General features: G+C 55.4%; 11 protein-coding genes, 1 tRNA gene and 2 pseudogenes. 4 read left to right on the top strand and 10 right to left on the bottom strand.

Annotated features, from left to right (window positions below):
• Positions 1-92 precede the first annotated feature (92 nt).
• The 3 genes from QMX93_RS09520 to QMX93_RS09510 form a co-directional block, all read right to left on the bottom strand.
• Complete coding sequence (locus QMX93_RS09520; RefSeq protein ID WP_282355047.1) at positions 93-1,310, bottom strand: HD-GYP domain-containing protein; 1,218 nt, start codon at positions 1,308-1,310, stop codon at positions 93-95.
• A 241-nt stretch (positions 1,311-1,551) separates the two neighbouring features.
• The gene (locus tag QMX93_RS09515) at positions 1,552-2,676 is read right to left on the bottom strand and encodes an HDOD domain-containing protein (RefSeq protein ID WP_060495550.1); all 1,125 of its coding nucleotides are present in this window, start codon (positions 2,674-2,676) and stop codon (positions 1,552-1,554) included.
• A gap of 578 nt (positions 2,677-3,254) precedes the next feature.
• A complete protein-coding gene (locus QMX93_RS09510; RefSeq protein WP_161891877.1) occupies positions 3,255-3,485 on the bottom strand; it encodes a thioredoxin family protein in 231 nt (76 codons plus the stop codon).
• A 109-nt stretch (positions 3,486-3,594) separates the two neighbouring features.
• On the opposite strand from QMX93_RS09510, the gene QMX93_RS09505 reads away from it, so the two are divergent.
• Complete coding sequence (locus QMX93_RS09505; protein ID WP_060495415.1) at positions 3,595-4,167, top strand: MarR family transcriptional regulator; 573 nt, start codon at positions 3,595-3,597, stop codon at positions 4,165-4,167.
• Between the two features lie 304 nt (positions 4,168-4,471).
• Positions 4,472-6,745 carry an EAL domain-containing protein gene (locus tag QMX93_RS09500; protein WP_161891878.1) on the top strand — a complete coding sequence of 758 codons (2,274 nt, stop codon included), beginning with the start codon at positions 4,472-4,474 and terminating at the stop codon, positions 6,743-6,745.
• A gap of 242 nt (positions 6,746-6,987) precedes the next feature.
• Here QMX93_RS09500 and QMX93_RS09495 read toward each other — a convergent pair whose 3' ends face one another.
• The 4 genes and pseudogenes from QMX93_RS09495 to QMX93_RS09485 form a co-directional block, all read right to left on the bottom strand.
• Positions 6,988-7,602 carry a recombinase family protein gene (locus tag QMX93_RS09495; protein WP_054890147.1) on the bottom strand — a complete coding sequence of 205 codons (615 nt, stop codon included), beginning with the start codon at positions 7,600-7,602 and terminating at the stop codon, positions 6,988-6,990.
• A gap of 61 nt (positions 7,603-7,663) precedes the next feature.
• Positions 7,664-7,789: pseudogene (locus QMX93_RS31045) on the bottom strand (TniQ family protein); the annotation flags it as partial.
• 568 nt (positions 7,790-8,357) lie between these two features.
• A pseudogene (locus QMX93_RS09490) lies at positions 8,358-8,681 on the bottom strand (ATP-binding protein); the annotation flags it as partial.
• A 300-nt stretch (positions 8,682-8,981) separates the two neighbouring features.
• Positions 8,982-9,069 (bottom strand) — tRNA-Ser (locus QMX93_RS09485).
• A 122-nt stretch (positions 9,070-9,191) separates the two neighbouring features.
• Here QMX93_RS09485 and QMX93_RS09480 point away from each other — a divergent pair.
• Positions 9,192-9,863, top strand: a complete 672-nt coding sequence (locus tag QMX93_RS09480) for a Bax inhibitor-1/YccA family protein (RefSeq protein WP_053120677.1) — start codon at positions 9,192-9,194, stop codon at positions 9,861-9,863.
• Positions 9,864-9,932: 69 nt separating this feature from the next.
• Here QMX93_RS09480 and QMX93_RS09475 read toward each other — a convergent pair whose 3' ends face one another.
• Together QMX93_RS09475 and QMX93_RS09470 are read right to left on the bottom strand one after the other, a co-directional pair.
• A complete protein-coding gene (locus QMX93_RS09475; protein WP_282355024.1) occupies positions 9,933-10,259 on the bottom strand; it encodes a YceK/YidQ family lipoprotein in 327 nt (108 codons plus the stop codon).
• A gap of 58 nt (positions 10,260-10,317) precedes the next feature.
• Complete coding sequence (locus QMX93_RS09470; protein ID WP_053120674.1) at positions 10,318-10,755, bottom strand: Lrp/AsnC family transcriptional regulator; 438 nt, start codon at positions 10,753-10,755, stop codon at positions 10,318-10,320.
• Between the two features lie 138 nt (positions 10,756-10,893).
• Here QMX93_RS09470 and QMX93_RS09465 point away from each other — a divergent pair, with 138 nt between their 5' ends.
• Complete coding sequence (locus QMX93_RS09465; protein WP_282355021.1) at positions 10,894-11,793, top strand: DMT family transporter; 900 nt, start codon at positions 10,894-10,896, stop codon at positions 11,791-11,793.
• Here the strand turns inward: QMX93_RS09465 and QMX93_RS09460 are convergent.
• Complete coding sequence (locus QMX93_RS09460; RefSeq protein ID WP_282355018.1) at positions 11,790-13,688, bottom strand: acyltransferase family protein; 1,899 nt, start codon at positions 13,686-13,688, stop codon at positions 11,790-11,792. The genes QMX93_RS09465 and QMX93_RS09460 overlap by 4 nt on opposite strands.
• Positions 13,689-13,733: the final 45 nt, after the last annotated feature.

Here is a 13,733-nt window from a genome sequence, read left to right as displayed (position 1 = left end):
AGGGCCGCGCACGGCGTCGTTTTCCAGCAGGTCATCGAATAGCTTGGCTAACACTGCGAGTTCTCTGCGGAGGGTTGTCTTGGAATTTATACCTACTCAGAAAAAGTCAGACCGGCGGAGGTCGATAGACCCGTCCAGAGTAAATCGAGCTGACTAAAGCTCCACTTCGCTGGACTCTCTCGGCTAATGATTTTTTCACGCCCTACTAATTTGGCGAGGTCAATGATTTCATGAGGAACGGGTAGATTAGAATGCGTTGAGAAAAATACCTTGACCTGTGGTGTCAACAGCGATTTTTCATGCTGCTCCATCACGACGCCCAGCAGCCCACTTTCCAGTCGAACCAGAGCCCCCACCGGGTAGATACCGATTGTTCTAATGAAGGCGTGCAATATTTCAGTATCGAAGTGGCCTTGCCACGTCGCCATCTGATGGATGGCCTCGGCGGGATCCCAACCGGGTTTGTAAGGGCGTGTCGATGTCAACGCATCGAACACATCGCACACCGCTCCCATGCGCGAAAATAGGCTGATTTGCTCGCTGGCAAGTCGATGGGGGTAGCCACTGCCATCGTATTTTTCGTGGTGGTGAAGGCATACATCCAGCACCAAATCACTGACGTACTCATTGTCGGTCAGGATGTTGATTGCAGCTTTCGGATGCTTGCGTATAACGTCAAACTCTTCGTCAGTGAGTTTTCCAGGCTTGTCGAGAATTGCTTCTGGGATCGCGATTTTACCGATGTCGTGCAACAGCCCTGCGATGCCTGCCTCAAGTACTAAATCTTGACTCAGTTTCAGCTCGTGAGCGAGGGCGATCATGAGCGCGCTGACCGCCACCGAGTGCATGTACGTGTAGTCGTTGGCGGTTTTCAGGCGAGCCAGGCTGATCAGGGCACTGGGGTGACGCAACACGGAATCAGAGAACTCCGCAACCAGTTCGCCAGCACGCGCCAGTTTTAACGGCTGGCCCATACGCGCCGTGCGGAACATCGCGACCACGGCCATTTTGGCCTCAGCACAGAGCTTTTGGGCTTGAGGCAACTCAGCCGCTAACGTCGTCAAGTCTCGCGCCGCCGTACCCCCTACGGTCGAAAGATGTGGCGCTTCAAGTCGCCCGAACGCGACATCTATCCCCTTGCCGACATCAATCCACACCTCATGAGCAGCCGAGTCTTTGATGCGTCTCAGATCATAGGAGGTCTGGATCAGGAATCGTCCTTTCCAAAAAGTTGGATCCATTCCTGAGTCGCTGAAATCATGGACATACATGCCGAGGCAAAGCTCACTAGCAGGAATAAGCTTAATCATTAATAGATAATATCCATATATAGATAGCGGCTATTTGCCCGAAAACGATCACCCTCGTGAACCTGGCTCATTGATATCATTTTTCGAGTCGGTGCGCACCAGCATGGTGACCATGCGACGGGTTCACCGTCTGCAAAACCCACTTGTGGTGAGCGAAGCTTGAGTGTGGCTGGCAGAGGATCGATTGATGATCAGACCTATCGAAAGGTCGTCACGAGCAAGGGTTCCCAGCGCAATTGGGCTAAGCCAACCCCGCCAGTCTCTTTAGCCGCTCAATCGTCGAGAGCTCTTCTCCTTGAAGTTCTGCAGCTGCCAGGCGCATCACCACCTGCTCGCGCCGTACCTGTGCCGGTGGCAATACATAAACTGCGCCGATCAATTCGCGCAGAGGCATGGGCAAGCCCCAATGGGCTTTTAGGCTAATGGCAAAAGGGCCGCTGAATTCGGCAATACCCTGCATTATCTGGTTATCATCAATGATATAGCCGCTATTTTCCCAGATTTGAGTGAGGTGGAGCACACAGAGCTCGCCCATCCGATGGAGCAGCGCTGCGGTGTGCAGAGGGGCTGGATCTATGCGGCACTGCCTCGATAAGGCTAGCGTTCGATCACTGAGGCGTTCGATTTCGTCCAACTGACTTTGGATTTTCAGTTGAAGTAGGGGGCTTGCCTGTTCGGTGTACTGTCGCAAGGCCATCCCCATGGCCAAATTAAGGCAAGTCTGCACGCCAAGCTTGCGTAGAGCTTCTATGTGGTTGAGGCAGGGCCGGCCACCATTGTTATAGGCACTACTGTTGGCGACGGCAATCAATTTGGCGCATAGGGCAGGGTCATGTCGCCAGGACTCCGCGAGTTCACGCAGATCTTGCTCCTCTCCTTTGAGACAGCTCAACAACTGCTCCCTTACATTGCCGATCAACGGCATGTCGAGTTCACCGGCATCTTTCCCGGCAAGGTACGCGATCAAGTCCTCCCCCAAGAGCGGGCTGTTGGTGGCTGCGTCAGGCTGTGGAATCAACTTCGCAAGGTACTCGATGACACGCGGGACTTGAAACGGCTTGGTGATGAAGGCGTTAACACCCAGAGTGCGAACCGCTAGGACACTAGCCCGATCCGAATGACCGGTAACGATGACCACAGGCGTGCGGCGATCCTCCCGGCGGATATTTTTCAGCAGATTGATGCCGGTGGCATCGGATAGATTCCATTCGGTCAAGACCAATTGGTAGGGAGCAAGCTGCCAGGCCTCAATCGCATTCTGGACTCGGGTGAACCGATCGACCTGGACGCCGGGACGAATACTCAGCACGATCTGTTTGAGTAGGTCTGCACACCAAGCGTCATTTTCCAGAATCATTACTCGCATGGCGTTCCTTAGCTGCGATGTGCGTTGGCTTTGACTACTCATCAAGGCGCGGCGGCATTGAGGTGGTCATCCTGTATGAAAATACTACGTCAGATCGAACGCAAATGACGGCGAATGGATACTACAAGTGAGTAGTCAAGTAAGGCGCCATTTGGCTGCAATCCCGCGAAAAAGAAATTCCTGACACCGGGGAGTCCGCCCGACCATCACACCTCGCGTAACTAGGGGGGGCGAAACAAGGCGGAAAATCACGCATATCCACAATAAATTATTGATATTTTTAGATATTTATTTTTATAGATTTTGTGCGCCTCGAAATGACCGGATGAAGCGAAACGCGCTGGCGTATGTAGTGGTCTAAAGAATCTGTAGTCACCCGTCTACGTGATCAAAGCCAGACGCGCTATAGCCGCTGAGTGGAATGATCATAACCCCATCTCGGGGCTTTTGATGCACGGCATCCCCCTTCCCATACACCACTATCTCAAGCCCCTCGACCAATCGGATTGCATTAACGTCGCCTTCAACCTCCTCTAACCCAATCAATGCATGACGAAGTGTGTTTTCAAGGTGGCTCCCTATTTGAGATCGGAAAGAGCGGCACCGAAGTTAAGATGCAGAATCTGTCCATCGACAACCAGGGCAGGAACCGACTTGACGCCAGCAGCTTCGGCTTCAGCGACCCGTGCAGGAACCTGACCGAGGTGAACGACCTCGACCTTCACCTTGGGATCCAGAAGGTGCAGCAGGGTCTGTTCAGCATTGATGCAAACGGCGCAACCAGCGTGGTAAAAGCGAGCAGTAGTCATCTTTGTATCCTCTATTATGGTATCTACTCGATACCAATTTGCAGGCTAGTCTGTCCACAACCTTTGTCAATATAGTTTTCATACGATACTATTTGCTCAGGAGGTGATCATGACTGGAACAGCGCTTTTTGATCTTTTTGAGCGGCTCTCGAGCCTGATGCGCATGTGGTACCGTCAGCACCCGCTGCTGGTGAATGTTCAGCCCACTCACCTGAGCGCCTTGAGGTATCTGGCTCGCTGTAATCGCTACTCAAACACGCCGCTGGCAGTGACGGAGTACCTTGGATTGACCAAGGGGACTGTCTCGCAGTCCCTAAAAAGCCTTGAGGCCAACGGCTTTATCGTCAAGCGTCAAGATCAACGCGACAAGCGCAGTGTTCATCTCGAATTGACCGATGCAGCACGAGCCCTGCTGGCTTCCGTCACCCCTCCAAAGTTTCTCGTTGATGCGACAAACCGGATGGGCGTGAAGGCAGATGAGCTCGAATTGCTGCTGGGCGATCTGCTGAGAAACATCCAGCGCAACGAAAGGGTACCGACTTTCGGTTTATGCAAGAGCTGCAGTTTCCATCAGCAATTAGACGGTGAGCCGTTCTGCGGATTGACTCAGGAACCGTTGACCCGCCTTGCCATCGACCTTATCTGTAGAGAGCACCAACCAAGTACGATCGGAAAAATCTAGAACGAATTAATGCCTATGATTGATGGCTAATTGCCATATTTCATGTTTTAGGTGCACGATGCATTCCGTGCGGCTGAAGGTGGTCTTAGGCGGAGCGGCTACATGAGCGGCTGTGCTCGATGGGAGAAAAATGCCGGGGTGTGTTCAGACCGTCTAAACCAACACAACATGGCGGTTGCCAAGGTACGGCGGTTGTTTCCACGAGTTCCTGCAACCTCCGAATGGCTCCGCGTATGCGCCAAGAGACACGTTGGATTTGGGCTGAGCGGTTATCAAATATGAGTCCTTGCAGGAAGCGGTCGTAGTGAATTGTACTTCTGAGAATGTCGCCACCTCCTATATCAACCTGCTCAAAGAGGTCGCCATCGCGGCCAATGAGGCGATCGGCGTTGAAGCTGCACTGCGTTTGGCGCTGCGCAGTATTTGCCGAGCCACCGGATGGCCGGTGGGACACGCGCTGAAAATCCAGAGCGGTGGAAGCCTTCGTTCAACGGGTATTTGGCATGTGGATGAACATTTCCCGAACGACCATTTCACCGCCTTCCGACAAGCCAGCGAGGCGGTGTGTTTTCCTGCAGGGATTGGCCTGCCAGGGCGGGTGTTGGCTGAAGGTCTACCTCTAGGCATGAGTGATGCCAGTACCGATGCCAATTTTCCTCGTCGTGCAACTGCCCTACAGGCTGACCTCGCCGCTGGATTTGCCTTGCCGGTGCGTTCAGGCAACAGCATTACGGCCGTGCTTGAATTTTTTGCCCCGATTGCCCGGCAACCCTCGCCGGAACTGCTGGATGTCATGGAACAGATTGGCGTCCAACTGGGCCGCGTGTTCGAGCGACACGCAGCCCAGAGTGCCCTGCAGGCCAATGAACAGCGCAGCCGGCAGATCATCAACAGCGCCGGGCATGCCTTCATCGCCATGGATGCCGGTGGCGTCATCACCGACTGGAACAATGCCGCCGAAACCATCTTTGGCTGGTCTCAGGCCGAGGCAGTCGGACAGACCGTCTCCGACACCATAGTACCGGCCCACTACCGCGAAGCGCATCAACGGGGTTTGGCGCGATTCCTCAGCCATGGCCAGGCCCAGGTGCTCGGACAGCGCCTTGAACTACCGGCCTTGCACCGCGACGGGCGGGAATTCCCCATCGAAATTACCTTGTGGTCGCTGGAGGAAGACTATGGCTGGAGTTTTTTCGCCTTCGCCCACGACATCTCTTCACGCAAGGCGGTTGAACAAGAGCTGAAGCACCGCGCCCTGCACGACCCGTTGACCGGCCTGCCTAACCGAATTCTGATGCTGGATCGACTGCAACAATGCTTATCACGGCGCGATGAGACCAACTCCGGCCTGGCGGTGTTGTTTATCGATCTGGATCACTTTAAGCGCATTAACGACAGCTTCGGCCATGAGGCCGGCGATCAGGTGCTGATTACTGTGGCGCAACGCTTGCAGCGGGCGATGCGTCCGGCTGACACCGTCGCTCGCCTCGCCGGCGATGAGTTCGTGGTGGCCTGCCCGGACGTCGCCAGTTATCGCGATGCCACCGTTATCGCCCAGCGCCTGCAGGAAGCATTGGCACCGCCTATCCACTTGAACGAGGATAACGTCTTTGTCGCCGCCAGTATCGGCATTGCCTTGGCGACACCGGATTGCGATGCCGAAAAATTGATTGGCTCGGCGGATATCGCCATGTATCAAGCCAAGACCGGCGGACGCGCCCGGCACCAATTGTTTGACGAGCAAATGCAGATGCAGGTCGCGACCCGGCTGCGTATTGAAAATGATTTACACCAAGCGCTCGCCTGTGGCGAGTTCCGCCTGTTTTTTCAACCCATTATTGCCGCCGCCACGGGCGCAGTGGTATCGGTCGAGGCCTTGTTGCGCTGGCAACACCCGGAGAAGGGGCTGCTGCTACCGGCAGAGTTTATGTCGGTTGCCGAGGAAACAGGGCTGATTGTCCCGATTGGTCTCTGGGTCATCGAAGAGACCTGTCACCTCGCTCAAACCTGGAGTGCGCTGCGTGATGCCGGTTTACCGCTGGGCGTTGCGGTCAATCTCTCCGCCAGACAGCTGCTCCAGTCCGATTTGGTGGAGACGGTACAACGGATTTTCCGCGCCAACACCTTCGATCCAACCCGCATCGAATTTGGCTTCGAGGTGACCGAGACGGCGGTGATGTGTGATCCAGAAGCCGCTGCCACGACGCTGCAGGCATTGCGCGATCTCGGTGCCCAGATTTCGATTGATGACTTTGGTACTGGTTACTCTTCTCTGGCTTATCTCAAGCGATTCCCGGTCGACACGCTTAAGGTTGATCGGTCATTTGTAATGAACATTGCGGACGACCACGTCGATCAGGCGATCGTCCGAGCGGTCACGGATATGGCGCATAGCATGCAGCTGACCGTGGTCGCCGAAGGGGTAGAAACAGCGGGTCAGGCGCAAATATTGCAGCAATTGAACGTCGATTTGTTGCAGGGTTTCCTCTATGCCCGCCCACTGCCAGCGGAGCAACTTGGAACCTTGCTGAGTCAGCTCGCTGAACCGAAAAAGATGTACTTGCCCAACAAGGGCTAGAGGCTTTGGCCCTTTAACCAAGGCGATCGTAATGCTGCTTCTCAAGAAACCTCTACCGGCAAATACGGCAGGTAGAGTCGCAGCGGCTTTGCTCAGGCAGCTCTGAGTTGGTTGATATGCTGTAGACGAAAAAGCTCAAGGAGCGGCACATCATTTATCAAAGCCGATGCCAGGTCAGATGGTGGTTCGGCTCTCGAATTTCCGCTGCTGGCCGTAGTGAGCCATTCGCCACCAAGCCAAGATCAGCCCCGTGAAAGCAACTTCAAGCCATCTGGACGCAACTCGCCCTTTGGCGAGACGTGCCGGTACAACGTCTGTCGAGTGACACCGAGTTCCTCACACAGATCGCCAACCACGGTTTCCGTCTGCCCCATCGCCGCCATGGCCAATCGCAGTTTCGCTGCGGTCATCTTGAACGGCCGCCCGCCGTTCCTGCCGCGTGCTCGTGCCGATGCCAATCCTGCCATCGTGCGCTCGGAAATCAACTCCCGCTCGAATTCGGCCAGCGCAGCAAAAATACCGAACACAAGCTTGCCTGCTGCAGTCGTCGTGTCGACCGCAGCACCGTGACCGGTCAGGACTTTCAATCCCACGCTACGCGCAGTCAGGTCATGCACGGTGTTGATCAGATGGCGTAGATCGCGGCCGAGCCGATCGAGCTTCCACACGAGCAGCGTGTCGCCTTCACGGAGCGCCTTCAGACAAGCAGCCAACCCCGGTCGATCATCACGTCGGCCTGAAGCCAGATCCTCGTAGAGATGTGAAGGACTCACCCCAGCTCCGATCAGTGCATCGCGCTGCAGATCGGTGGATTGGGATCCGTCCGCTTTCGACACCCGCATATAGCCGATCAACATCTCTTCACCTGTCACATATACGTTCGATTATGTGACAGTTTGGGTCGAAAGGTTCTGGCCCTCAAAAATTGTCACTTAACCCGTTAATTAATTTAAGACATGCAAAGGATTCATCAGGCTCATAATGTGACAAAAATTCCGGCGGAATCCGCTCGTTGGCAAACAAGGCGCGCAAGTGCTCCAGGGATTACCGTTGCAACTAATGCTGGTTGGCGACGATGGAATGCAGGTCGGCGCGGATCAGTGCAGGTTCATTCGCAGTTAATGCTGGTTTGCAGGACCGGACAGTCGCAGTTAATCCTGGTCGGAAAACGCCTTGATTGCAGGTCGGGGCGTTTTCAAATGCAGGCCGTTACAACTAGCTGCATAAAGCTGACGGTGAGTCGGGAGGTCGTTTCTGTCCGCACTGTTTTCAGCGAAAATGATTCAATCGATCTATCAACTTCTGGCTCATTCTGCTTGTGTCCAGGCATCAAGATTTCCTGGCATGACGCCCCCTGTGCTTCAGGCCCGGGGGGGGGGGCAGCCTTTCTCGTGTCAGCAGGTATGCAGATTGAGAGTTTACGCTGCATCTGGCTGTGGCACTGGTGTATTGGGGTGGATGGAAAATTGACCCTGCCGATTGAAAATTGACCCAGGGCGGATTGCTGATTTTTGCATCAGCAATTGTGGATAAGCTTAGCAGTAGTGTTCCGGTGACAGATGCATCAAGCCCCACCGCATGTAGGCATGCGGTGGGGTATTTCCGGTGCAGATCAAAACGGCTCATCGTCCTCTGTACCATCATCGTCCTTGCGCTTTCGTTCACGTGATTTGATCTTTGTCTGGGCGGCCAGGCCGCTGTGTTACAAGCGATAGGACTCGTTGCCCGTTTCGACGATGTGGCAGTGGTGTGTCAGCCGATCCAGCAACGCAGTGGTCATCTTGGCGTCGCCAAACACACTCGACCATTCCGAGAAGCTGAGGTTGGTCGTGATGACTACGCTGGTGTGCTCGTACAGCTCGTACAGCTCGTACAGCTTGGACAGCAGGTGAAATAACAGTGCGCCACCGCTCTGGTTGAAGGGTAAATACACAAGTGTTGGCGCCGACGCCGAATTGATCCAGTTACCGAGATGCCACTGATCCAGTCTGATTCCTCGCGAACCATTTCCTGTGCTGGATTTCTGCCGATTGGAGTTGGGTCAGTCTTGCGTCGGCACGTAGGTCAATTCGGCGTTGGCGCCTACAGACCTAGGGGCTGGAAGCCGCAGGAGCATCAACCGTTGGTCGCCAAGCCATGCCCAAATCAAGGTATGGGCCAAAGTATGGGCTGGGATTTTTTTCGGACATGTAGATACGACAAAGCCCTGAATAATCAGGGCTTTGTCGTATAAAGATGGCGGAGGCGATGGGATTCGAACTCATGGACCTGTTACAGTCGACGGTTTTCAAGACCGTTGCCTTAAACCACTCGGCCACACCTCCGTTGCGTTGCGGGCGCCATAATACCTGAATGAAACACACTGTCAAACTCTCTGCATGGCTTGTTACAGAGCGTCTGTTATGATCTTTGCGACTGAACGTTTCAAACCAACAGGAGTGTCGCCATGCGCGAACAGGATTACGCAGTTAATAACGGCGTGCAGGCTGAGCAGCTAGAGGTTAGCCGCGTCCTGCGCAACACTTACGGCCTACTGGCTCTGACCCTCGCATTCAGCGGCGTGATGGCTTTCGTTGCGCAGCAGATGCGCGTTGGCTACCCGAACATTTTCGTGGTGCTGATCGGCTTCTACGGGCTGTTCTTCCTCACTAACAAACTCCGCGATTCCGCGTGGGGCCTGGTGTCGGCGTTTGCCTTGACCGGTTTCATGGGTTTCCTGCTCGGCCCGATCCTCAACCGTTACCTGGGCATGCAGGGCGGCGCTGAAGTGGTCAGCTCGGCATTTGCCATGACTGCACTGGTCTTCGGTGGTCTGTCGGCTTACGTGTTGATTACCCGTAAAGACATGAGCTTCCTCGGTGGCTTCATCACCGCTGGTTTCTTCGTCCTGCTGGGCGCAACGCTGGCTAGCTTCTTCTTCCAGATCAGCGGCCTGCAACTGGCGATCAGCGCAGGTTTCGTGCTGTTCTCGTCGGTCTGCATTCTGTTCCAGACCAGCGCCATCATCCATGGCGGCGAGCGTAACTACATCATGGCGACCATCAGCCTGTATGTATCGATCTACAACCTGTTCATCAGCTTGTTGCAGATCTTCGGCATCATGAGCCGCGACGACTGATCGCTGTCGTTAGAAAACGAAAAACCCGCCTCGGCGGGTTTTTTGTTGTCTGCAGGAAAGCTTACGGGATCAATTGATAATAATGCTGCCGTCTGTGTGCTGTTTATAGATGGTGTAAGGCAGCAACAGCGTATCGAGGACGCCGGATGCTGCTGCATCGATCAGCACGCCGGGGTTGGCATTGTTGTAGTCGAAGGTGTCGACACCGTCTTTCACTTCCGCGTGCATCAGGCAGAAGTCGTAGGTCACGCCGCTGTAGATTCGGGGCACGGCGCCGCAGTAGGTTTTTTCGTCCTTGAGGCTCTTGGCCGCGGCTTGATCGCTGCGCACGACCGTTTGCACCGTCCCGCAACCACTGAGCAGCACCGCTGCAATCAACATGACCTGAGTTTTCATTACCGCCAATCCTTCGCCGGAAAAAACTCAATCTACGCCGAACCTGTTGGAAAAGCACTCACGCCATCGGCGGTAGACGGCGCTTGACCGGGGTCTTCTTGACGATCGCGGTGTTGGTTTCCGCCAGCGTATTGAGGCGGTCGAGGAGGGTGTCCAGTTGTTCCATCGAGCGCACATGCAGGCGGGCGATAAAGCAGTCTTCGCCAGTTACCTTGTCGCACTCGGTGAATTCGGGGATCGACATGATCTGCCGCTCGACTTCCTGCAACTGCCCCGGCAACGGCCGCACGCGAACGATGGCTTGCAACTGATAGCCGAAGCATTTCGGATCGATTTCGACGGTGTAGCCCTTGAGTACGCCGCGTTCCTCCAGACGCTTCAACCGCTCGGCCACGCTGGGGGACGACAATCCGCTGATCTGCGCCAATGCCTTGAGCGAGCGGCGCGAGTCTTCCATCAATGCGCTAATCAGAATCTGGTCGATATCGTCTGTCATGTAGCTCCTCCCGGATTAGGCGATTTCAGATAATCACCCGCGATAAAAAAGGCAGATTCGCAGTTTAGCCTGTCTTTTGCTCTGGAGAGAGCCCCTGTCCACTCGGCATACTTTTGTCACAAAGACAGGAGATAAACGATGGACACAACAACCCGCCGCGGCTCATTTGAAATGACCGCCGCCATGCTGATATCCGGAACCATCGGCTGGTTCGTGTTGGTCTCCGGGCAACCGGTGCTGGACGTGGTGTTCTGGCGCTGCGTGTTCGGCGCTGGCACCTTGTTGCTGATTTGCGCTGCGTTCGGCTTTCTGCGCCCGGGCATCCTCACTCGCACCACATTCTTGCTGGCGGTGCTCAGCGGTGTGGCGATTGTTGGCAACTGGCTGCTGTTGTTCGCCTCATATTCGAAAGCCTCAATTGCCATCGGCACGGCGGTGTACAACGTGCAGCCGTTCATGTTGGTGGGGTTGGCGGCGCTGTTTCTCGGCGAAAAAATCACCCTGCAGAAACTGTTCTGGCTGGCGATTTCATTTATGGGGATGCTGGCGATTGTCAGCGCCCACGGTACGCAAGGCGAGAGCGGAAACGATTACCTGATGGGCATTGCCCTGGCGCTGGGCGCGGCGTTTCTCTATGCGATCGCCGCACTGATCATCAAGCGTTTGACCGGCACACCGCCGCATCTGATCGCGCTGATCCAGGTCTGCACCGGCGTACTACTGCTCGCACCATTCGCGCATTTCTCCGCGCTGCCGCAAGCGCCGAGTGCGTGGGCCAGCCTGATCACGCTGGGCATCGTCCATACCGGTCTGATGTACGTGCTGCTGTACGGCGCGATCCAGAAACTGCCGACCGCACTGACCGGTGCGCTGTCGTTCATCTATCCGATTGCAGCGATTTTCGTCGATTGGTTCGCCTTCGGTCATCGACTGCAACCGCTGCAATGGCTGGGCGTGGCGGCGATTCTGCTGGCGGCAGCGGGCATGCAACAGGGCTGGGGTTTCAAGTCCAGAGGCGGTGTCGCTGCACGCCCTTAAATGGCTTTGATTAAATCTTTGAACGCGCCTTTCAACAGATGATTGCCGGCATCGACCAGATGATTGTCATCAAAGTACAGCGGCTCGCCATTCAGCGAGCCCATGCAATTGCCGTCGGGGCATAGCGATGGCGTTGGGTCGATCACCGTCGCGTTGCACTGTTTGGCAGCGGCTTCGATGGTGAAATTGGCGATCCTGTTGCGTTTTTGATAGTCGACCAAAGGCACCGAGATATTGGCGGTCTGCTGGAAAATCCGCTGATTGAGGTTCAGGCCTTTATATACGCTGAAGGGCATTTCCGGGATCGGTCGGACGATATACACCGGATGGTTTTGCGCGATCTCACACACGGTTTTGCTGTACTCGGCCGCGTATTCGTCGATGAAGGCCGATTCACCTTTGGGGCTGTCAGGGAAGTGAATGCGATAGCTATTGCCCCGCCCAGGATCGGAGTACAGCGCGGCCCGACTGAACAGCACCACTGGAATGCCTTTGTACGAATCCTTCAAGATCTGCAGCTTTTCATGGTTGAAGGTTTGGCATTTGGCTTGCAGATCCTTGTCGTGCATTTCGAAGTTCTGCAATTGAGGACAGCCACCGCGTGACCACGATAGGGCGGCGTGCGGATTGTTCATCTGCACCGCAGCGGCGGTCGATTCGGCATGACTGTCGCCGAACAAAATCACTGAAACGTCCCCGGTGCCCAGCTTGCAGTCCGCCGCGTCGTAGGCGTTGGGGTAGCACGCTTTTGGGTAGAGTTTGCTGGCGTATTGCGGTTGTCCGAGGTCGACGAATGCAAACCGCGCAGCGGGATACTTCTTCACTAGCGACGAGGTCACCGACGCCACGGCAATGACCGCCACCGTCAGCGCGGCAAACTTGAACAGCGTGCGCGGCGCCGTGGTGATCTTGCGGGTTTTCGATTCCACGTATCGGAAGGACAGCGCACCGAGCACGAACGACAGAACAATGCCGCCCAGCACATGCGGCCAACGGCTGAGCAAACCGCACAGATACAGCAACACCACCAGCGGCCAGTGCCAGAGGTAAACGGAGTAGGAAATGCTTCCGGTAAATTGCAGTGCCTTTGTGCGGCTGAACAGCGAATGCGTATTGCCGTAAATCACCAGCATCGTCCCCAGCACCGGCAGCAGCGCCAGATAACCTGGCCAGAGATCGTTTTCGGAAAAGCCCAGAACGCTGATCAAAATCGCGATCAAACCGAGGCCTTCGCTGAGCAGGCCGTTACGCTTGCTGAGCCGCAGCGGAAACAGAAAGACCAGTCCGCCGGCAATCATTTCCCACGCGCGGGTGGGCAGCATGTAGAAGGCAAAGGTCGGATTTTTCTCGGTCACCACTACCGATGCGGCGAAGGAGATCACCGCCAGTGCGAGCAGCGCATAGCGGGTCTTTTGCGAACCGAAGAATTTGTACAGCCCCATGACCAGCATGGGGTAGAGCATGTAGAACTGCCATTCGACTGAGAGCGACCACGTGTGCAGCAGCCAGTTCTCGTGCAGCGGTGCGTCGAAGTAATTGCCGTCTTTGGCGAACAGGAAATTTGAGCTGAACAGCAGGCTGCTTTTGATCGTGCGGATAGATTCGCGGAAGTCATCGAGCGGCAAATACACGTAGCCGAAGATCAGTAGCGCCACGCACAGCGTCGCCAGCGCCGGAATGATCCGCCGGGCTCTGGAGGCGTAGAAGCCGAGCAGGGAAAACTTTTGTTGTTGCAGGCCGCTGAAGATGATCCCGGTCATGAGGAAACCGGAGATCACGAAAAACACGTCGACCCCGGCAAAGCCGCCATCGAAACCGAGGACGTTGAAGTGAAAGAGCACCACCGACAAAACGGCGAGTGCCCTCAAAGCATTGATGTTTTCCCTGAACTGCATGTGCGCATCCATTCACGTACTTTGCGATGGCGCATTGTAGTGATC

The sequence above is a fragment of the Pseudomonas sp. PS01303 genome (assembly GCF_029959385.1).
Lineage (GTDB): Bacteria > Pseudomonadota > Gammaproteobacteria > Pseudomonadales > Pseudomonadaceae > Aquipseudomonas > Aquipseudomonas rustica.
Note: the sequence above shows the minus strand (reverse complement) of the source record. Positions and strands in the feature narration are given on the sequence as shown.